At 46.3% G+C, this 19,407-nt stretch carries 21 protein-coding genes; 14 read left to right on the plus strand and 7 right to left on the minus strand.

From position 1 onward, the window contains the following. The 11 genes from OGV67_RS04015 to OGV67_RS04065 all read left to right on the plus strand — a co-directional run bounded on the left by OGV67_RS04015 (window position 1) and on the right by OGV67_RS04065 (window position 10,183). The gene (locus OGV67_RS04015; protein WP_012133753.1) at window positions 1-1,107 is read left to right on the plus strand and encodes a branched-chain amino acid ABC transporter permease; all 1,107 of its coding nucleotides are present in this window, start codon (window positions 1-3) and stop codon (window positions 1,105-1,107) included. After that, a complete protein-coding gene (locus OGV67_RS04020; RefSeq protein ID WP_012133754.1) occupies window positions 1,104-1,871 on the plus strand; it encodes an ABC transporter ATP-binding protein in 768 nt (255 codons plus the stop codon). Before OGV67_RS04015 ends, OGV67_RS04020 begins: the two co-directional genes overlap by 4 nt. Further along, on the plus strand, window positions 1,864-2,583 hold the full coding sequence (locus OGV67_RS04025) for an ABC transporter ATP-binding protein (RefSeq protein ID WP_071260035.1): 720 nt from the start codon (window positions 1,864-1,866) through the stop codon (window positions 2,581-2,583). Before OGV67_RS04020 ends, OGV67_RS04025 begins: the two co-directional genes overlap by 8 nt. Window positions 2,584-2,610: 27 nt before the next feature. Continuing rightward, entirely contained in the window at window positions 2,611-3,768 is a 1,158-nt protein-coding gene (locus OGV67_RS04030) for a branched-chain amino acid ABC transporter substrate-binding protein (protein WP_047458708.1), read from the plus strand. A 17-nt stretch (window positions 3,769-3,785) separates the two neighbouring features. Beyond that, window positions 3,786-4,268, plus strand: coding sequence for an L-2-amino-thiazoline-4-carboxylic acid hydrolase (locus OGV67_RS04035; RefSeq protein ID WP_012133757.1), 483 nt, complete (start codon window positions 3,786-3,788; stop codon window positions 4,266-4,268). Continuing rightward, complete coding sequence (locus OGV67_RS04040; protein WP_115615051.1) at window positions 4,265-5,488, plus strand: Zn-dependent hydrolase; 1,224 nt, start codon at window positions 4,265-4,267, stop codon at window positions 5,486-5,488. Before OGV67_RS04035 ends, OGV67_RS04040 begins: the two co-directional genes overlap by 4 nt. A gap of 269 nt (window positions 5,489-5,757) precedes the next feature. Further along, window positions 5,758-6,741: a DUF1852 domain-containing protein gene (locus OGV67_RS04045; RefSeq protein ID WP_049009669.1), complete on the plus strand. Its 984-nt coding sequence runs from the start codon at window positions 5,758-5,760 to the stop codon at window positions 6,739-6,741. A gap of 27 nt (window positions 6,742-6,768) precedes the next feature. Beyond that, window positions 6,769-7,800: a methionine synthase gene (locus tag OGV67_RS04050; protein WP_115615052.1), complete on the plus strand. Its 1,032-nt coding sequence runs from the start codon at window positions 6,769-6,771 to the stop codon at window positions 7,798-7,800. A gap of 195 nt (window positions 7,801-7,995) precedes the next feature. After that, a complete protein-coding gene (locus OGV67_RS04055) occupies window positions 7,996-9,069 on the plus strand; it encodes a site-specific integrase (protein ID WP_049003923.1) in 1,074 nt (357 codons plus the stop codon). Between the two features lie 9 nt (window positions 9,070-9,078). Continuing rightward, the gene (locus tag OGV67_RS04060) at window positions 9,079-9,969 is read left to right on the plus strand and encodes a hypothetical protein (RefSeq protein WP_061584176.1); all 891 of its coding nucleotides are present in this window, start codon (window positions 9,079-9,081) and stop codon (window positions 9,967-9,969) included. Then, window positions 9,956-10,183, plus strand: a complete 228-nt coding sequence (locus OGV67_RS04065; protein WP_001039069.1) for an antitoxin VbhA family protein — start codon at window positions 9,956-9,958, stop codon at window positions 10,181-10,183. Before OGV67_RS04060 ends, OGV67_RS04065 begins: the two co-directional genes overlap by 14 nt. Before the next feature lie 21 nt (window positions 10,184-10,204). On the opposite strand, the gene OGV67_RS04070 is transcribed toward OGV67_RS04065, so the two are convergent. The 5 genes from OGV67_RS04070 to OGV67_RS04090 form a co-directional block, all read right to left on the minus strand. Next, complete coding sequence (locus tag OGV67_RS04070) at window positions 10,205-10,417, minus strand: hypothetical protein (protein WP_001575475.1); 213 nt, start codon at window positions 10,415-10,417, stop codon at window positions 10,205-10,207. Window positions 10,418-10,486: 69 nt separating this feature from the next. Next, window positions 10,487-11,881, minus strand: coding sequence for a P-type conjugative transfer protein TrbL (gene trbL / locus OGV67_RS04075; RefSeq protein ID WP_077270275.1), 1,395 nt, complete (start codon window positions 11,879-11,881; stop codon window positions 10,487-10,489). Window positions 11,882-12,068: 187 nt separating this feature from the next. Further along, entirely contained in the window at window positions 12,069-12,863 is a 795-nt protein-coding gene (gene trbJ / locus OGV67_RS04080) for a P-type conjugative transfer protein TrbJ (protein ID WP_070550206.1), read from the minus strand. Window positions 12,864-12,944: 81 nt separating this feature from the next. Next, window positions 12,945-13,298: a conjugal transfer transcriptional regulator TraJ gene (traJ, locus tag OGV67_RS04085; RefSeq protein WP_001575471.1), complete on the minus strand. Its 354-nt coding sequence runs from the start codon at window positions 13,296-13,298 to the stop codon at window positions 12,945-12,947. A 281-nt stretch (window positions 13,299-13,579) separates the two neighbouring features. Then, window positions 13,580-13,861, minus strand: coding sequence for a hypothetical protein (locus OGV67_RS04090; RefSeq protein WP_000843928.1), 282 nt, complete (start codon window positions 13,859-13,861; stop codon window positions 13,580-13,582). A 706-nt stretch (window positions 13,862-14,567) separates the two neighbouring features. Between OGV67_RS04090 and OGV67_RS04095 the strand changes: the two genes are divergently transcribed. Then, entirely contained in the window at window positions 14,568-14,825 is a 258-nt protein-coding gene (locus tag OGV67_RS04095) for a HigA family addiction module antitoxin (RefSeq protein WP_001575470.1), read from the plus strand. 481 nt (window positions 14,826-15,306) lie between these two features. Here OGV67_RS04095 and OGV67_RS04100 read toward each other — a convergent pair whose 3' ends face one another. Continuing rightward, window positions 15,307-16,407: a hsdR gene (locus tag OGV67_RS04100; RefSeq protein ID WP_196354812.1), complete on the minus strand. Its 1,101-nt coding sequence runs from the start codon at window positions 16,405-16,407 to the stop codon at window positions 15,307-15,309. A 398-nt stretch (window positions 16,408-16,805) separates the two neighbouring features. Here OGV67_RS04100 and OGV67_RS04105 point away from each other — a divergent pair, with 398 nt between their 5' ends. Continuing rightward, on the plus strand, window positions 16,806-17,408 hold the full coding sequence (locus OGV67_RS04105; protein ID WP_001305361.1) for a site-specific integrase: 603 nt from the start codon (window positions 16,806-16,808) through the stop codon (window positions 17,406-17,408). A 132-nt stretch (window positions 17,409-17,540) separates the two neighbouring features. Here the strand turns inward: OGV67_RS04105 and OGV67_RS04110 are convergent, their stop codons facing one another. Further along, window positions 17,541-17,945, minus strand: a complete 405-nt coding sequence (locus OGV67_RS04110) for an H-NS family histone-like protein (RefSeq protein WP_165747067.1) — start codon at window positions 17,943-17,945, stop codon at window positions 17,541-17,543. Between the two features lie 296 nt (window positions 17,946-18,241). Here OGV67_RS04110 and OGV67_RS04115 point away from each other — a divergent pair. Beyond that, window positions 18,242-19,389, plus strand: a protein-coding gene (locus OGV67_RS04115) for an IS3 family transposase (protein ID WP_286464973.1) whose coding sequence is annotated in 2 segments (ribosomal slippage) — window positions 18,242-18,479 and window positions 18,479-19,389 — 1,149 coding nt in all. Because the reading frame shifts where the segments join, the coding sequence is not laid out codon by codon here. Window positions 19,390-19,407: the final 18 nt, after the last annotated feature.

The raw sequence follows: 19,407 nt of genomic DNA on the forward strand, positions 1-19,407 counted from the left end.
ATGACAACCGTACAACTGCAAGCTCCAGCCACGACGCGCAAATTCTGGTCAGGCATGACCTTGTTCTGCATCGCATTGCTGATCGCTCCTGTCGTTGCCAGTCAGCTTGGCGGTAACTACTGGGTCCGCGTGATCGATTTCGCCCTGCTCTACATCATGCTGGCGCTGGGGCTCAATATCGTCGTGGGCTATACCGGCCTGCTGGATATGGGGTTTATTGCCTTTTATGCCGTTGGGGCTTATCTGGCCGCTCTGCTGGCCTCTCCCCATCTGTCTGAGGTGTTCCCAATCCTCGCCGTCTGGTTCCCGGACGGGCTACATACCTCGTATCTGCTGATCGTTCCGGCTGCGGCGCTGGTCGCTGCCGTATGCGGCATTTTGCTTGGCGCACCGACGCTGAAGCTGCGCGGGGATTATCTGGCAATTGTTACGCTGGGCTTTGGCGAAATTATCCGCATTCTGATGCGCAACCTCGATCGCCCGGTGAATATCACCAACGGTGCCAAAGGCATCACCGGCGTGGATACGCTTAATCTGTTTGGCCTGAAGTTCAGCGGTGTTTATCACTGGCTCGGCTTTAAAGTACCCGCGTTGTGGCTGTGGTACTACCTGCTGATGCTGGTCATTGTGGCGATCATTTTTGTCTGCCTGCGCCTGCAACACTCACGTATCGGTCGCGCCTGGCACGCGATTCGTGAGGACGAAGACGTGGCCCGCGCGATGGGCATTAACGTGCGCAACTATAAGCTGCTGGCTTTTGCTATGGGCGCCTCGTTTGGCGGCGTCGCTGGCGCACTGTTTGGCGCGTTTCAGGGATTTGTCTCCCCGGAATCCTTCACCCTGCAAGAGTCCATTGCCGTGCTGGCGATGGTGGTGCTGGGCGGTATGGGCCATATCCCCGGAGTGATCCTCGGTGCGGTGCTCCTGACCGCTCTGCCGGAACTGCTCCGTAGCCAGGCGGCCCCTGTTCAACAGATGTTGTTCGGCACGGTACTGATTGACCCGGAAATTTTGCGTCAGCTCTTCTACGGCCTTGCACTGGTGCTGGTGATGCTGGTTCGCCCATCCGGTATCTGGCCGGTTCGCCACAAAGAGGTGAAAGCATGAGCCTGTTAACCGTGAGCAATATGTCCAAACGCTTTGGCGGCCTGACCGCCGTGGACGATGTTTCGCTTTCCATTAATAAAGGCGAGATCTACGGTTTGATCGGCCCCAACGGAGCCGGAAAAACCACCTGTTTTAACCTGATTACCGGGCTTTATCCGGCAGACAGGGGGGCGTTTTTTATTGCAGACCAACCCTATTACCCAAAACAGATAGAGAAAGTCACCGCCGCCGGGATTGCACGCACTTTTCAAAACGTGCGTCTGTTCAACGAGATGTCGGTGCTGGAAAACGTGATGGTCGGTCGCCACGTTCGTACCCGTAATGGGCTATGGGCTGCACTGAGCCGCCATAAACGCGCCCGTGAGGAAGAAGCGCAAACCCGCGAACAGGCCTGGCGCTGGCTGGAGTACACCGGCATTGCTAAGTTTGCCCATTACCGCGCCTGCGATCTGGCCTACGGCCACCAGCGTCGTCTTGAGATCGCCCGCGCGCTGGCTACAGATCCGCTGCTTCTGGCGCTTGACGAACCTGCTGCGGGGATGAACGCCGCCGAGAAGGTCGCGCTTGGCGAGCTGTTAATCCGTATTCGTGAAGATGGCAAAACCCTGCTGATGATCGAGCACGACGTCAAGCTGGTGATGAACATCTGCGACCGCCTGACGGTGCTCGATTACGGCAAAACGCTGGCCTGCGGCACGCCGGATAGCGTGCGTCGCGATCCGGCAGTTATCGCAGCCTGGCTTGGAGGCAATAAGCATGTCTGAGTTACTGAAGGTGGAACGCCTGGATGTGCATTACGGCGGTATTCAGGCCGTTCGCGATATCTCCTTTACCCTGCATGAGGGTGAACAAGCCACGCTGATTGGCGCCAACGGCGCGGGTAAAAGTTCCACCGTGCGCGCCATCACCGGGCTGGAAAGTTTTAACGGCAACATTGAGTTCAATGGCAAAGCCGTACGCAAACAGAAACCGGAGACGCTGCTGCGCAACGGGCTGGTGATGGTGCCGGAAGGTCGCGGCATCTTTGCCCGCATGACGGTGCTTGAAAATTTGCAGATGGGGGCATGGTTAAGGCGTGACGCCGCCCGCGTTAAGCGCGAAATGGCAGAGATTTTTGAGCGTTTCCCGCGTCTTGGCGAACGCCAGCACCAGCTTGCAGGACTGCTCTCTGGCGGCGAGCAGCAGCTGTTGGCGCTCAACCGCGCCCTGCTGAGCCGCCCGCGTTTGCTGATCCTCGACGAGCCGTCTATGGGGTTAGCCCCCAGGATGGTGGAAAACATTTTTACCGTGATCGCCGGGCTGCGCGCACGCGGCGTCGCCCTGCTGCTCATTGAACAAAACGCCCGACTGGCGCTGGAAGTAACCGACAGCGCCTGGGTGATGGACAGCGGCAGCATTGTGCATCACGGCGAGTCGAAAGCGATGCTTAATGACGACCAAATTGCACAGATTTATTTGGGCGAAATGCCTGTTTAATACACTCACCAACAGCAGGGAAAAACAATGAAAACAGTAAAAATCAGTGCGCTCAGCGCCGCTATTCTGCTCAGTAGTTTTGCCTCAACAGGTGCATGGTCAGCTAAAAGCGAAACCGTGACCATCGGTCTTGCAGGCCCGCTTACCGGCCCGTCTGCCCGTATTGGTAAAGATCTGGAGAATGGCGCCCAACTGGCGATTGACGATATCAACAAGCAGCACCCGACCATCGGTGGTAAAGCGGTGACCTTCAGGCTGCAATCTGAAGACGATCAGTCCGACCCGCGCACTGCCGTGGCTGTGGCGCAGCGTCTGGTCGATAGCGGCGTGGCGGGCGTGGTCGGCCACTGGAATACCGGCACCAGTATTCCGGCGGCACGCGTTTATCACGATGCGGGTATCGCCCAGGTCGCGCCCGTTGCCACCGGCCATGCCTATACCAGACAGGGCTTTGATACCAGCTTCCGTGTGATGGGGCATGACGATGACGGCGGCCAGTTTGCCGGTCAGTATGCGGTGAATACCCTGAAGGCAAAACGTATTGCCGTGATCGACGACCGTACCGCATTCGGTCAGGGGCTGGCTGACGAGTTTATAAAATCACTTGAAGCGCAGGGCGTGAAGATTGTTGACCGCCAGTACGTTGACGACAAAACCGTGGATTTCAGCGCCGTGCTGACCGCCATTCGTAGCAAAAACGCTGACCTGATCTTCTTCGGCGGTGTGGATAGCCAGGCCGCGCCGCTGGCGCGTCGTATCAAACAGCTGGGTATGAACGCCACGCTGATGGGCGCAGGCGGCTTCGTCAGCCAGACCTTCCTGCAACTGGCCCAGAAAGAAGGTGAAGGCGTCGTGGCGCTGGAGCCGGGCCTGCCGGTTGAGCAGATGCCGGGCGGTAAGGCGTTCGAACAAGAGTATCAGTCTCGCTACCACACCCATATTGAACTCCACGCCCCGTTCGCCTATGACGCCACCCGCGTTCTGGTTGCCGCGATGGAAAAAGCCGACTCTGTCGATCCGGCTGAGTATCTGCCTGTTCTGCGCGCAATAAGCTATTCCGGCGTTACCGGGCAGATCGCTTTTGATAATGAAGGCAACCTGAAATCGCCGTCTTTCACCGTCTACAAAGTCGTGGATGGTAAATGGCAGCCGCAAACGGTACTGGGCGGCGCCAAAACGAAGTAACGCAGTGAGGCAATGTGATGAGTGATAATAATGAGCTGGGCATTCTCGCCCGCCGCAAAATAGAAGCAGAGATTATTAAACCAATCTATGAAATCCTGGTGCGCGAGATAGGGAAAGCCCGCGCCCAGGCGGTCATTGGCGAAGCCATTGAGCAGGCGGCGATCGATGCCGGTAAAGAATTTGCGCGCAAGGAGCCGAATGGCACAGACGTGAAGAGTTTTATCGCCCTGCAATACCTGTGGGAGAAGGATAACGCGCTGGATGTCAAAGTGATCGACGCCGACGACAAGCAGTACAACTATAACGTCACCCGCTGCCGTTATGCCGAGATGTACCACGAGATGGGCCTCGGTGAGATTGGCCACCTGCTCTCCTGCGCCCGCGATGAGAAATTTATCGTCGGCTACGCGCCCGACGTGGAGCTGACCCGTACGACCACCATCATGCAGGGTGGCGCATGCTGTGACTTTCGCTATCGCACCAAAAAGGAAGACGTATGATCCGCGTGAACGCAGAGCGTTTATGGTCGACGCTTGAGATAATGGCGCAAATCGGCGGCACGCCAGCCGGTGGCGTCACCCGACTGGCATTAAGCAATGAGGATCGCCTCGCCCGTGATTTACTGCGCGACTGGGCGCAGGAAGCCGGATTTCGCTGCGAAATCGATAGCATGGGCAACATGTTTATTCGCCGCGCCGGTAAAAAACCACAGCTTGCGCCGGTGATGACCGGTTCACACGTTGATTCTCAGCCGCTGGGTGGGCGATATGATGGAATTTACGGCGTGCTGGCCGGGCTGGAAGTGCTGCGTACTTTAAACGATCAGAACATAGAGACCGAACGCGATATTGTACTGGTCAACTGGACCAATGAAGAAGGCGCGCGCTTCGCACCAGCAATGCTGGCCTCCGGCGTCTGGAGCGGGCAGTTCACACAACAATACGCATGGGCGCGTGAAGATCAGGACGGCATCAGCGTCGGCGAGGCGCTTGAGGCCATCGGTTACCGTGGCGACCAGCCCGCCGTCGCCTTCCCTGTCTACACCTGTTACGAGCTACATATCGAGCAAGGCCCGATTCTCGAAGAGGAAGGTATTGATATCGGCCTGGTGCATGCCGCTATGGGCCAGCGCTGGTTCAACGTTGTAATCCGCGGATTTGCCGCCCATGCCGGCACCACGCCAATGGCCAGCCGCCGCGATGCGTTGACCGCCTTCGCCCGTCTGGCGCTGGCGGTGGAAGACATTGGCAATCAGCACGAACCAGACGGCAGAGCGACAATCGGCATGGCGCAGATTTCACCGGGATCGCGTAACGTAGTGCCCGGGGAAGTACATTGCAGCGTGGAGTTTCGTCATCCACAGACTGCCGCCCTCCAGACAATGGAAACGGCGCTTCGCAAGGCAACCGCCGATCTGAATCAGCGCGGCATTCAGCTCGACGTGGAACGTATCTTCGATTACGCCCCCATCGCATTTGACGAGACCTGTCTACAGCGCAGCGCAAACGCGACCCAGGCACTGGGATACAGCAGCAAACGGATGGTGTCCGGCGCCGGTCACGATACCTGTTATATCAGCAAAATCGCGCCCGCCAGCATGATTTTTATCCCCTGCGAAAAAGGCATCAGCCACAACGAGGCAGAAAACATTCAGCCGGAATGGGCAGAAAAAGGCGCTAATGTTCTGCTGCACAGCCTCCTGCCGGCTGCGCTTGAATAACAGAGCCAGGTGAACCGGTCAGTCAGAAGAATCACTATTCAACTTAATCGATTACAAGCATGACCGGGTTTGACCGTACAGCAGACCATGAATATGACTCATGTTGTAATGAAATTAAGTCTCTTTCACTCATCCAGTGACTCTGGCATAAAAGAGACCTTACTCACTTATTGATAACATGAAGACTGCTCAATAATAAAGTCAGGTAACTCTGTAAAATCAATAAATTAATTCAGTTTTCATATCATGACTTAGGATGCAGGATCACGATGAATAACGATTTTACATTTACGATCAAAAGCAGTCGCTTCGATGAGCATTATAACCCTTCTGAAAATACGCGTATTACTACCAACTTTGCGAATCTGGCCAGAGGAAAGAACCGCCAGGAAAACTTACGCAACACGTTAGTGATGATTGACAATCGCTTCAATACACTGGCGTATTGGGATAACCCCAAAAGCGATCGTTATTCTGTGGAACTTGATATCATTTCTGTTGCGATGAATATTAACGTTGATAGCAGCAGCGATACATTCCCCGCTATTGAAATATTAAAAACCAATATTATTGACAAAAAGAACAACGAACGTTTTGAAGGTATTGTCGGGAATAATTTTTCCTCTTACGTACGAGATTATGATTTTAGCGTATTACTGCCAGAACATAACAAAAACAAACCTGAGTTTAGCATTCCAGATAATTTTGGTGATTTGCATGGGAACATATTTAAACATTTCATAAACTCAAACGAATACAAAGAGCATTTCAAAAAACCACCTGTGATATGCCTCAGCGTGTCAAGTAACGATATCTATCATCGGACTGGAAATCAGCATCCTGTATTGGGTATCGAATACCAGCCAGGTGGTTCTTCGTTAACTGAGAAATACTTCAAAAAAATGGATTTGCAGGTTCGCTATTTTATGCCCCAAAATAGCGTTGCACCTTTAGCCTTTTATTTTTCTGGTGATTTACTTAGTGATTACACGAATCTTGAACTTATCAGCACCATCAGCACGATGGAGACGTTCCAGAAGATTTACCGACCTGAAATTTACAATGCTAACGCCGCAGCAGGTCAATGCTATCAACCAAATCTGAACCACCAGGATCATTCATTAACAAAAATTGTTTATGATCGGGAAGAACGCAGCCAGCTGGCTATTGAGCAGGGAAAGTTTACAGAAGAGCACTTCATCAAACCATACAAAGATATTCTTGAAAAATGGTCTGCTCACTACGCTCTTTGATTAACCGAAAATAAAAGGTCATCGATTATGAAAATATTACTACCCACTTCAACGGCTGGCAGTTTACCTAAACCTTCCTGGCTTGCTCAACCTGAGACGCTTTGGTCGCCCTGGAAATTGCAAAATGAGGAATTAATCGAGGGAAAACAAGATGCGCTACGTTTATCCCTGGATGATCAACTACGGGCAGGCATTGATATTGTTAGTGATGGCGAGCAAACGCGCCAACACTTTGTCACCACGTTTATTGAACACCTCAGCGGCGTTGATTTTGAGAAACGTCAGGTTGTTAAAATTCGTAATCGCTATGATGCGAGCGTACCGACCGTTGTTGATGCGGTAGCGCGTCAAAAACCCGTTTTTGTTGAAGATGCAAAGTATTTACGCCAGCTCACTCGTCAGCCGATTAAATGGGCGCTGCCAGGGCCTATGACGATGATCGATACGCTCTACGATGCCCACTATAAAAGCCGCGAAAAGCTGGCCTGGGAATTTGCAAAAATTCTCAATCAGGAAGCCAGAGAGTTAGAAGCTGCCGGCGTCGATATTATCCAGTTTGATGAGCCCGCATTTAATGTGTTTTTTGATGAAGTGAATGACTGGGGGATCGCCGCATTAGAAAAAGCCATTGAAGGGCTAAAATGCGAGACCGCTGTGCATATCTGCTATGGATATGGCATCAAAGCCAATACCGACTGGAAAAAGACGCTGGGGTCAGAGTGGAGACAATATGAAGAAGCTTTTCCCAAACTGCAAACGTCTAATATCGATATCATCTCACTGGAATGTCATAACTCGCATGTTCCAATGGATCTGCTTGAACTGATTCGCGGTAAAAAGGTCATGGTAGGAGCCATTGACGTGGCAACCAATACCATTGAGACACCAGAAGAAGTCGCCAGTACGTTACGTAAAGCGCTTCAGTTTGTCGATGCCGACAAGCTCTATCCTTCTACCAACTGTGGTATGGCACCCTTATCTCGTCAGGTAGCCAGAGGTAAGCTCGATGCCCTAAGCGCAGGCGCAGAAATCATCCGAAGAGAACTTTCGGCTAAATGACTCTGTTAATAAGATACGGGCTTTGAGTTGATTTCGGTAGACCTGAGAGGAATTTGAAATGGTGCGATAATAGGAGTCGAACCTACGACCTTCGCATTACGAATGCGTAAATTGATCTTGTAAAATCAATGCCTATCGAATTTAAATGGATTTTTTGCCACAATATTGCCACAGTTCGTTAGGAATCAGACAGAAATGGCGACTATACGCAAACGTGGTAACTACCAATGGGAAGCTCAAATCCGTAAACGTGGTTTTCCCTCTCAAACCAAAACCTTTAACACCAAAGTGGAAGCAGAAGCTTGGGCCAAAATGATCGAGTCAGAAATGGCGAGAGGAGTTTGGCTTAGCCGCAGCGAAGCGGAATCTACGACATTGTATGAAGCCCTAACGCGATATGAAAAAGAGATTGTTCCCGACAAAAAAGGGGCAGTGCAAGACCGATCATTGGTGCGGATACTAAAAAGCACTCAGCTGGCGAAAAACTATATGGCCAGCATCAGGAGTGCCGATGTCGCCAAGCTGAGAGATGAATGGTTGAAAATCTATGCTCCTGCAACCGTTTTAAGGCGTTTGGCCTTACTTTCTCATGTATTCAATGTTTCGCGGAAAGAATGGGGCATGGAGAGCCTGCTGAACCCCGTAGAGGCCATTCGCAAACCCCAACCCAAGAACTCCAGGACCAGACGCTTGGAAGCGCTGCCTGTAGTTTCTGAGAAAACCTGTGTTACGTCAGGAAAGGAAATAGCCAACGAGATCGAACATATCATCGCCGCAACACATTCATTAGTATTGCCAGCAATCATTCTTCTGGCGTTAGAGACAGCCATGCGCCGTAGCGAAATCGCAGAACTTCGATGGCGCTTTATTGATCTTGATCGGCGAGTTGCACATCTGCCGGATACTAAGAATGGTAATGCCCGCGATGTCCCTTTATCAACGAAAGCCATTACGATACTGTCCAGTCTCAAGGAACATTCTAAGCCAGCTGCTGATAAGGTTTTTGATATGCGTGCAGACGCGATTACCCGAGCTTTTGACCGAGCTGTAAAACGAGCCAGAGAACGATACGAGAAAACAAACTCATTATGTGATGAATCTTTCCTTAAAGATTTAAGATTTCATGACCTTCGACATGAGGCAACATCTCGACTAGCTGAAATTTTCCCTATGCATGAACTAACCAAAATTACAGGACATAAAGATCCAAGAATGCTAATGCGGTATTATCATCCAAAAGCTGAAGATTTAGCGTTAAAGTTGAAATAAGGACGTTGTATGGAATATAAAAATAAGTTGGTTGACGCATCACCCAAATTAAACAACCCTCAACTATTGGCTATAATATACTTAATACCTTTTGGATACTTGATTGTAGAAAACCCATTATGGCTAGAAAATATATACATTGCCGCTCCAATTTTTCTATCATCTATAGCTTTATTAACCAGTGTATACATAGGATATCGTGATTTATTAAATAAAGTATTTAATAATACAGTGGTTAAGTGGGGCGTAACTGGCTTTACATATTCAGTATGCTTATGGATCGCAAAGTTTAAGCTTGACATAGCTTATGGTATAGCCCCAGAAAATCTTAATTACTCAACATTAGCTTATGCTTTCATGCTCTCATTTCCAATAGGAGCAATGATTTGTGCAACTACAGTCTATATATACATATTTTTGCGAGATGTATCCCCAGCAAAAATAGTAATATCCTCTATGATTTCAGTATATATTGGAAACTTGGCTCAACATCATATACAGGTGAACAATCTTCCTGAAAAAATAATATTGATAGGACTCATAATTATGGTCCCCTATAACATGGTCAATCTAGCCAGTTCATTAGTTATTAAAAGGAAATTTAATTTTAATCGTTTAGTATCAGGCTTATCCCTTTTTGCTGTGTCAGTTGCTCTTTTTATTATTAGCATGACAGCAATGAAATATATTGAAAGATTTCAAGAAAAGTTTATTTTTCTTGATGCAAGAACATCTACGACATGTGGTAGCCCAGAAAGCAAATCTCTTTATATTGAAAAAAATGAAAATCAGTGTTATAAAATATCAGGAAATAAATTCTCGGAGTTAAGACTAACTCTTGTAGATAAAAACATCCCGAATATAAATAATAAGGGCACTTCAACTTATGAACAAAAATAACCCTGCTAATTCATTTTCCATAGAAGCAAGGAAAGAAGCTTTTCGGAGAGCTGAAGCCAGTCTTTTTTTATCAAGTAAAGATCCCAAAGGCTCCTCATTTTTTAATGAAATAAAAAATAAGGTAATCAATGGAGAGCTAACCTATGAAGAGGCAAAGAGAGAAGTGTTAAATCATCACATTGAACAATCTAAAAATAAAATTAAAAAAGGCTAACATCCAGTTAGCCTCTTCTCACTAGTGAGCCATTTTATAGTCCCTTAGCGCATTTTTAAGTAACTCAGTTTGCTCATCAGCATCATCATAATTATAAATGCCGGTAGCAGAATAATATTCTTCGATACATAGAATATTTATCAATGGTTCACAAATCTCTTTAATAAACTCTTTGTTGTTATCGGCAAAAATAATTTTTATTCCTTCCAAAACAAAGCTATTATAATCAGCCATTATCCACCTCCTTACAGGTGTTTAGTGGAAGCGTCAGTTAACGTTACCGCGCTAACTGACGCGTCTAAATCAAGATTTTTTACTGCCAGTTAAACTATCACCCTCAAACTCATCCTGTTCGTGGTTACTCTGACGATCGGCTGTGTGTTTACGTATTTGATTCGCTATTTCCCCACCAACGGTCTGTTGTGATCGGATAGAATTAGTACTTCCCTTCATCATCTGATACTCCGCAGCTCCATTAGACAGCCCGCTCGCCATGTGAGAAGCCATGCGGCCAGCTCGTGAGAATGATGAAGCAAACCCCTGGCTTCCTCCGCTGGCGCTACCTGTATTGCTCCCTGCAGACGAACCACCGGAATTGCCTGATGGTTGTCCTCCAGAAGTATCTACGGAACCGGTATCTTCCCCGCCGCCAAATCCTCCACCTGAACCGCCTCTATCACCAGAACCAGATTCTTCGGCCATCGCCGCTTGTGCAGATTCAAATGCTGCTTTTAGAGCGGAAGCACCACCACTGACTTGAGCTGTAGCGCTCATTGCCATTGCCCCAGCGCCACTCATTGCAGTAGTAGCAGCGCCAGTAATCATACCTGCTCCAAACCCACCAATCCCTTGTAAGGACGCTCCTCCTACAACGCCTGATAACAACAACGGTAATTTATTCGTCAATACTAAAAGAATGATTGACGCCAGAAGTAAAACAATAAGACTATTAAGATCAGGAATATCATTTTTAATAATAGAAAAATACTGATCTATAAATGATTGCCCAATCCCAATAATTAATGTCATCGTAAACAACTGAATACCAATCGATAATACAGTGCGTAAGTAATTTATTGCAATATCAGAAGTCCATTTCGAGCCACCAAACCCAAGCAATATAACTCCTGCATAACACAACACCCATGCAGAAACTAACATTACTAGCATATTTATCGCGATAAGTGCCATTACGACTAATACTATTATCGCGACGGTTATCATAATGGTCGAAATCATTGGTGACCAAATTGATGCTGCTGAACTGACCTTTGTTAATATCACAAAGGCTATGTCAACTATGCTTGAGGGTGAAATACCAGTACTTGTTCCTAAAGCATTTGCTGCAAGTTGTCTCATTGAGTTAATTATAGATTGTGATATGGCTGGGCCGTTGATTAAAAGATAATAAAAAAAACCAATCACGGCAAAAAAACGAACTATCTCTGCAAGTGCACTGGTTAAACCTTCCCCTTGCATCGCCAACATACCAAATGTCCAAACCATACTTATTAATACCAGCCCCCAGAAGAGCCAATTTGCATAATCACCAATTACTAATGACCATGTGCTGGCTACTTGCTGAAACTTATCTAATAACGTATCAAGTAATCCGCTACTATCTAATTGACCAGCATAAGCATTTACAGAAAACAAAAAAATCATGCCGAAAAAAGTGAGTTTGCTTACTATTCTCATAATTACCATTCTCGCTTAGGGCTAGGATTGTTATTACTGCGCAGGGCACATTTATCGTATTTATGTTCGTTCGATTTATTCTCTGGCGTCGATAAACAATCTTCATCTTTTTTATCGCAAGAGCATAGAATCAATGAAATGATTAGAATAAAAATGACCAAAATTTTATCTTTCATTCAGCTATCCCTCACCAAATTCGCTTCGGGCTTGGCGTGTTCTCGCCAGCTAACGCTTTTTCATCAGCGACTATTTGTTGGGCTTCTTTATCAGCCTGAGCCTGTGCCAGTGTTGCTGCAGCGTTTTGTTGGGATACCAGAAGCGAGCGGATTTGCAGCAACTGGTTCGTTTGAGCACTGGCAAGCTGGTTAGCGGCCTGAATAGCTTCCATTTGCCCTTGTGCGCTGGTTGCCTGAGTTTGCAAATCTGCAAGGTTATCAGCATCGCTTTGCAGTGTTTCCTGCTGTTCGTCGAGAGCCTTAAACACGGCGTCATTGGCCTTTTTACGTGCCTCAGAACTGTTCTGTTCAGCTTTGCGCAGTGCGCTTATTTGATCCGCAGTACAATCAACATTACTGTTAAAGCACGGTGCTGAGCGGTAGTAATTCACGTCCTGATAACGTTTCAGATATGAATCAAGACTTCCGGCTTGATTTTTGTAGTAATTAAGAGTGTCCTGCGCCTGCAACAATTTGTTGATGGTTGAATTGGCCTGATCCCAGATATAGGCTGCAGGTGCGACTGTATTTTTGAGCATGTTTTCATACTGTTGCAGCTGCGTCTGGTACTGCTGGATCTGTTTTGCCACAGCCTGAACGTTGTTGACTGCGCTGATTGTGGTCTGCACCACATTAGTACCATCGATTACAGGGATACCGGCTGTCGCCGGTAATGCCATGATGGACGCCAGGAAGGAAGCTGCTAATGATTTTTTAGCTGCTAAAATCCCTCTCAGTGATGAAAATACTCGGAGCATTAACTTCATTTGCTCACCTCAAATTTAACTGATTATTAATATTGAAAACTCGTACTTTTAACAAATACAGATATTTAGGAAACCATAAATTTATTTATCCAAGATTCTATCCATAATATTTCTTAGTTCTTGTCTGGTTGATTCTATTTTAGCAAGCAACGTTTCTATCAATGAGGGTGAAAAATCAACTGTGCGTGGATCGTTAGCTAACCACAGTTTAAGTAACCCACCAAGTCGACCAAGATCAGCATTTACTCGGCTAAGCTCTACAACCTGTTCAATATCTACCATAGACTCAACCTGATAACCCATTGCTACTTTACGAATGAAACTCGCTACACTTAAGCCAGATGCTTCTGCATTTTCCTGGATTTGCGCTTTTTCATCTGGCAAACAATAAACTTTAATTGGTGTACTATTTTTTCTAGTCTGAGAAACGGTCATATCATTCTCCATACAGGCGGTAGCCGATCAGCCTCGCAGAGCAGGACTCCGTTGAGCAGCTCAGCTGCGAATAAGAGAAGGTAAAGTAGAAGCACCGTTTACGGTGGGCCTACTTTACATGTCCTGCCCTACATTTGCCGTTGTGAATCTGTGTACGTATTGTGTATTCCTGTGTACTCAGTGTGTTTTCGTAAAGCATTTGTGCAGTATTAGTCGTGTAAAAGTGTGCAGCATATGTGTTTATTGAAAGGAAACTTATCTGAATACCCCAAGGAATATTTTTATTCTCGCGGCTTGGGTTTTAGCGGCCTGCCACGTTTCCTTTGAAACCTATTTATCTCTTTCGCTATATCGTCATTTTCTGTCTTTGACTCAACAGATTTATCTATCCAGTCCTTAACATCCTCTCTACGCCAGAGAAGACGTTTATTACCGGGAAGACGGCATCTTGGTGGAAGACATTTTGGATTTCGTGTTGCATCACTGCGGATACTTTTTACAGTTTTCTTTAATGCAAAAGCCAACTCTTCAACGGTTATAAGTTCTGGCATAACTGATTTCATCGAAGAACCCATCTCTCAGTAGAAATTTGAGGATTTTAGCGGCTAAAATTTTAGGCGCTAAAGTTTGCTAACCAACGTTATGAATTGAGAATAATTAAAACTTACTGCCAAAAAGAATAATGTCAACAGGGTTTTTATTCATCGGGTTCTTACTTCATATGAAATTGGTTTTATTTACCAATTTCTGAATGACACTAAGGTTTTAATAATTCCTTTAATCTTTTTGGTTATATATAAGGTTAAAGATCAGGTTAGAGGGGGGTGGAAAAGCGATATATTTATTTGTTTATTATAACAATTTTAAATTATACCCGTACCTCAAATGTCATGGAAGCGTACCTCATATGTCATAAAAGCGTACCTCATATGTCATATAATAAAAAATTAACAAACAAGTTATGCACAATATTATCAACAGAATCTGTGGGTAAATACACAGATTATACATGATGAAATAGATTGTTTAGCTAAACTAAATAGCAATAAATAAAATGAAACAAAATGTAAATAACAGAGGATTGTAGATGACTTATAAATTTGGTTAGCTAACCTTTATAAGGACTACTGTTTGCAAATGATTCATTCCTGACAGCGGATATATCGAATTTGAGTAAGAAAAACACTTAAACCAACCTTACTCTATGATTTGTTTAGCTAAACAAATTACTATAATGAATCCGATGACGTTTAAAAAAAAGGAGGGGGGATGAGGACGATAAATGCTGCACCTTCAACTGTCGGAGAGATTTTATACGAAGAATTCTTGAAACCATTGGATATGCCTCCCGCAAGACTTGCTGAACTGATGGATACATCATATGAAAAAATTTTGGAAATAATAAAAAATGAGCGAAATATAACTCTTGAGGAAGCTTTTCAACTCGCGATAATTTTCAATACAGATGCATATTTTTGGGTGAAACTGCAAGAGCTACATGAGGCATGGTTTAATAAAAAAAAGTAATGGTATTCAATTAGATTGCTTAGTCCTAATACATAATATGCTTTGAATAATACTCATGTATTACTAGTGACTCATTAAAACATGATAACACCAGGAGGACTGAGGATTGAGAAATTTGATCCTGGATGATGGGACACAGTCCTGACCGGACAAATCATTTTAGCCGTGGTAGAGGCGACACTGAAAACCGACATAAAGAAGCCCGACTGGTAAGTTCGGGCTTTGTTTGACGCTCTGGCCTGAATGGAACATTCCTACATTAGACGTTAATATCTTACATCTAATTAGCCGCAAATACTAATGGATACATAGTTCCATTTGACTTGACTACCCATTTGCAGATTACTCCACCATCACTAATAAAATTCGACCACTTAGATTCGGAAGTGTCAGGCTGTAGGTCTTAAACCCGAAAGACTGCTTTTGGCCAGGAGCGGACAGTCCAACCCATCCCTGAAGAGCCTAGATTATATATGGTAATTCAGTCATCAAAATAACGTTGGTCACCATCACAAAATTCACATCCTCGGATATGGCTCAGTTCAGGAACGCTATCGCTCAGGTGACCGCAACAACCACATACATGAAGCTCGGTGTAATAGATGAAACACTGAGTGCAAAGATAGCCGTCTCCAAATTTACATACGCTTTCAGGAGTCATGCAATTGGTACATCCAGCAGGAAATACGGAGAGTAGCTGTTCATCCACACTGTGGAACAACTCCTCATCCAGCAGTTTATACCTATCCGAAGTGTAGTCGCAGTGTTCGCATTCAAAATCACCATCTCCCTCAGGTAGCAATTGAGGTATTTCGCAGTCTGGACAAACCAGGGTAATTTGCCTTACAGCACTGGTGCAAACCTTACACCGCGTAACTTCAAGCTTACGGTTTTCATTACCGGTCGTTTCAGTCCCTGTTACCGTCGCATGCTGATGGCACTCATTGCAGTTACCGATTTGAATATTCTTTTCAGAGAGCTGCTCGAGTTCAGGCTTAACCTGTTTAAACCGCACCTCGGCATAAAATTTGTTTCCCCTAATCAGACGAGTTTCACCGAAAGCCAGCTTCCAATTATGTTTGACACCGAAGATAACTTTCCATTCATCCCTTAATAACCGGTTCAGGGCAAACCAAGCGTCAGCTTGTTCTTTGAGTATTTGACGTTGTTCAGCCTCGGTGAAAGTGGGGTGGTAGAAATGAACTACGCGGTTGCGGTGCTTTCTGACCTTATCAAAAGCACTGTCCGTTTCTCTGTCTAGGGGTCTTTCAAGTACGTCCTTAAGCCTTTCACGGGTTTCTTCGTAGGTCACCGACTGAAAATCACCGGCTAGGTAAGCCTGCTTTTTTATTGGCTTTTTCGGGCTGCAGACCAACGACCAGTGTTCGTGCGCCAGCGGAACTTTCAGTAAAATCTCGACCGCAGTCCAGAAACTGACGACGGAGAACTTCGGCTTCGAGGCCTCCAACTCTTCACGGGCTTTATCCAGAAAATCCAGACCATTGTTGATCAGCGCCTGCACATCCTGACTGAGTTCACGGGGGTCGGGAGTATCGGGTGCAGTATCGTCAACATCGAACATCATTATCTCCTTTAATCAGCTTCCACCACGCAGTTGCTACAGCGCGTTAGTTGTATCCAGTGTAAACTGGACTTGGTAGCTGGCAGCCACATCGAGCGCAAAAAACCGTAAATTAACTTCTGTAGACTCGTACTTTTCGTGACCCATGCGTACCCGCAGGATCTTCGGGTGCACGTGACCATAAAGCAGGTGCCTACCAAAGCTGTGGCGATTCAGATCCCTAAACTGATGGGGTCCCAAAAAGTATGCCATAGCAAGTGTAAGTATCCATAAAATCTGCACTATTCTCTTTTTATAAATCCTCTGACATGTGAATTAGATTGCCCTAAAGTGAGCTTCCGCTCCTCGCTCATAAGGACAACCATACTCAAATCTCCCACATTGCAGGAGATTTGAGTATGAACACGTCACCGTGGAACAAAGACCGTATCATAGGCCAAAAAAGACCACTTCAGATATCTCATATCTGGGGTATCCGAATCCGACTTGAACTGGAAGGTAAAACGCGCGATTTAGCTCTGTTCAACATGGCCCTGGACAGTAAGCTTCGAGGCTGTGATCTGGTCAAACTCAAAGTATCTGATGTTGCATATGGTAGCTCTGTTTCAAGCAGAGCTACGGTTCTACAACAGAAAACCGGCAGCCCTGTCCAATTTGAGATAACCAAAGGGACAAGAGAAGCTGTTTCTGCATTGATAAAGCTTGGCAATTTACGCAGTAAAGACTATTTGTTCCGATCTCGGGTCGGTACTAACCAACACATATCAACCCGGCAATACAACCGAATTTTTCATGGGTGGGTAGCAAAACTTGGTCTCGAAGATTCGCTTTACAGTACACATTCCTTGAGAAGAACAAAACCTTACCTGATTTACAAGAAAACTAAGAATCTCAGGGTGATCCAACTTCTGTTAGGCCATAAGAAACTGGAAAGCACAGTCCGTTATCTGGGCATTGAAGTCGATGATGCGTTAGAGATCTCTGAATCGATTGAAGTCTAAGGTTGCCAGGGCTGCAACAGCAGTCCTGTGCCAATAACGGACGTTGTTAAGCTTATGCAGTATGGATTCACGAAGAACATACATTATATATTGTCCTGATTGACTCGGGATGAAAGCTCCTGATGGCTCTTTTTAGCTGATTTCAAAATCTTTTAATTCCCCACCTTCAGCAATCAGATTTGAGATCCGCTTCGGCATTCGCCCCTGACCTGACCATGTTTTTGACTCTCCAGTTTCGTCAGTATATCGATACTTCGCGGGGCGGGGAGAGCGCGTCCTTTTAACCTTACCCGGAGAGCCAACAACAGCCATAAGTTCGGATGGGTCGATACCCTCATCAAGCATCATCTGACGAAGTGATTCCAGTTTATCGCGGCGCTGACTTTCATTTGCAAGACGTAATATCTCTTCTTCTCGTCGTTCTATAAGAATAATTTTAAACTTTTCCAGAACATCTTCCAGTACATCTAATGACATTTCACGAGTCTGGGAACGTAAGGTACGGATATTATTTAACTGTGTGAGAGCATCTGACATAAAGAGACCTCTTAAAGTTTCAGCAAATACCAATGTCGACGGTTGCTCATCAACCCGATTTTTCTTACTGAGCATTTTAATCCGATTGGTACATATTGTTATTAACGAGGTTTAGACTACTGATATAAATATCTTATCGCAAGACAAAACTAAGAAGAATGTGCAAGAACTAAATTCTAACTCCTACGAAATGTCCATGCATTTTTGAAGGTACTTAAAACTATGATGCCAGGTGAATCGCTACGGATTTAACAGACACCTCAGAGTCATTTAAAATGGCTTAAAGAGAGGTGCACATGAGCAGTAAGCGTTATCCTGAAGAGTTTAAAATTGAAGCAGTCAAACAGGTTGTTGATCGTGGCCACTCTGTTTCCAGCGTTGCAACACGTCTCGACATCACCACCCATAGCCTTTACGCCTGGATAAAGAAGTACGGACCAGATTCTTCCACCAGTAAAGAGCAGTCAGATGCTCAGGCCGAGATCCGCCGACTCCAGAAGGAGCTGAAGCGGGTTACTGACGAACGGGACATATTAAAAAAAGCCGCGGCGTACTTCGCAAAGCTGTCCGGCTGAGGTACGCCTTTATCCGTGACAACTCCTGTTGCTGGCCTGTTCGTCTGCTTTGTCGGGTGCTGAATGTTCATCCGAGTGGGTTTTACACATGGCTTCAGCAGCCGCATTCACCACGGCATCAGGCGGATCTCAGGCTGACAGGACAAATCAAACAGTTCTGGCTGGAGTCCGGGTGCGTTTATGGCTATCGCAAGATCCATCTCGACCTGCGAGATAGCGGGCAACAGTGCGGGATTAACCGGGTCTGGCGGCTGATGAAGCTTGCCGGGATAAAGGCTCAGGTCGGGTATCGAAGCCCGCGAGCGCATAAAGGTGAAGCTAATTTCGTGACACCCAACAGACTCCAGCGACAGTTCAATCCAGATGCACCGGATGAACGCTGGGTAACGGACATAACCTACATCCGAACCCACGAAGGCTGGCTGTATCTGGCCGTGGTTGTTGACCTGTTCTCGCGCAAAGTTATCGGCTGGTCAATGCAATCCCGGATGACAAAAGATATTGTCCTGAATGCACTTCTGATGGCCGTGTGGCGACGTAATCCTCGAAAACAGGTGCTGGTTCATTCTGATCAAGGTAGTCAGTACACAAGCCACGAGTGGCAGTCGTTCCTGAAATCACATGGACTGGAGGGCAGTATGAGTCGTCGTGGTAACTGTTACGACAACGCAGTTGCAGAAAGTTTTTTCCAGCTACTGAAGCGTGAACGGATAAAGAAAAAGATCTACGGAACGCGGGAAGAAGCCCGTAGTGATATTTTTGATTACATCGAAATGTTTTATAACAGTAAGCGTCGGCATGGTTCGAGTGATCAGATGCCACCGACGGAATATGAAAATCAATATTATCAACGGCTCAGAAGTGTCTAGATTATCCGTGGCGATTCA

It is taken from the genome of Citrobacter sp. CK188, assembly GCF_030333525.1.
In the GTDB taxonomy this organism is placed as follows: domain Bacteria; phylum Pseudomonadota; class Gammaproteobacteria; order Enterobacterales; family Enterobacteriaceae; genus Citrobacter_B; species Citrobacter_B koseri.

Bases quoted from the DNA above. Each gene is read 5' to 3' on its own strand.
- OGV67_RS04015 (WP_012133753.1), top strand. From the start codon at position 1: ATGACAACCGTACAACTGCAAGCTCCAGCCACGACGCGCAAATTCTGG.
- OGV67_RS04020 (WP_012133754.1), top strand. From the start codon at position 1,104: ATGAGCCTGTTAACCGTGAGCAATATGTCCAAACGCTTTGGCGGCCTG.
- OGV67_RS04025 (WP_071260035.1), top strand. From the start codon at position 1,864: ATGTCTGAGTTACTGAAGGTGGAACGCCTGGATGTGCATTACGGCGGT.
- OGV67_RS04030 (WP_047458708.1), top strand. From the start codon at position 2,611: ATGAAAACAGTAAAAATCAGTGCGCTCAGCGCCGCTATTCTGCTCAGT.
- OGV67_RS04035 (WP_012133757.1), top strand. From the start codon at position 3,786: ATGAGTGATAATAATGAGCTGGGCATTCTCGCCCGCCGCAAAATAGAA.
- OGV67_RS04040 (WP_115615051.1), top strand. From the start codon at position 4,265: ATGATCCGCGTGAACGCAGAGCGTTTATGGTCGACGCTTGAGATAATG.
- OGV67_RS04045 (WP_049009669.1), top strand. From the start codon at position 5,758: ATGAATAACGATTTTACATTTACGATCAAAAGCAGTCGCTTCGATGAG.
- OGV67_RS04050 (WP_115615052.1), top strand. From the start codon at position 6,769: ATGAAAATATTACTACCCACTTCAACGGCTGGCAGTTTACCTAAACCT.
- OGV67_RS04055 (WP_049003923.1), top strand. From the start codon at position 7,996: ATGGCGACTATACGCAAACGTGGTAACTACCAATGGGAAGCTCAAATC.
- OGV67_RS04060 (WP_061584176.1), top strand. From the start codon at position 9,079: ATGGAATATAAAAATAAGTTGGTTGACGCATCACCCAAATTAAACAAC.
- OGV67_RS04065 (WP_001039069.1), top strand. From the start codon at position 9,956: ATGAACAAAAATAACCCTGCTAATTCATTTTCCATAGAAGCAAGGAAA.
- OGV67_RS04070 (WP_001575475.1), bottom strand. From the start codon at position 10,417: ATGGCTGATTATAATAGCTTTGTTTTGGAAGGAATAAAAATTATTTTT.
- trbL (WP_077270275.1), bottom strand. From the start codon at position 11,881: ATGAGAATAGTAAGCAAACTCACTTTTTTCGGCATGATTTTTTTGTTT.
- trbJ (WP_070550206.1), bottom strand. From the start codon at position 12,863: ATGAAGTTAATGCTCCGAGTATTTTCATCACTGAGAGGGATTTTAGCA.
- traJ (WP_001575471.1), bottom strand. From the start codon at position 13,298: ATGACCGTTTCTCAGACTAGAAAAAATAGTACACCAATTAAAGTTTAT.
- OGV67_RS04090 (WP_000843928.1), bottom strand. From the start codon at position 13,861: ATGAAATCAGTTATGCCAGAACTTATAACCGTTGAAGAGTTGGCTTTT.
- OGV67_RS04095 (WP_001575470.1), top strand. From the start codon at position 14,568: ATGAGGACGATAAATGCTGCACCTTCAACTGTCGGAGAGATTTTATAC.
- OGV67_RS04100 (WP_196354812.1), bottom strand. From the start codon at position 16,407: ATGTTCGATGTTGACGATACTGCACCCGATACTCCCGACCCCCGTGAA.
- OGV67_RS04105 (WP_001305361.1), top strand. From the start codon at position 16,806: ATGAACACGTCACCGTGGAACAAAGACCGTATCATAGGCCAAAAAAGA.
- OGV67_RS04110 (WP_165747067.1), bottom strand. From the start codon at position 17,945: ATGTCAGATGCTCTCACACAGTTAAATAATATCCGTACCTTACGTTCC.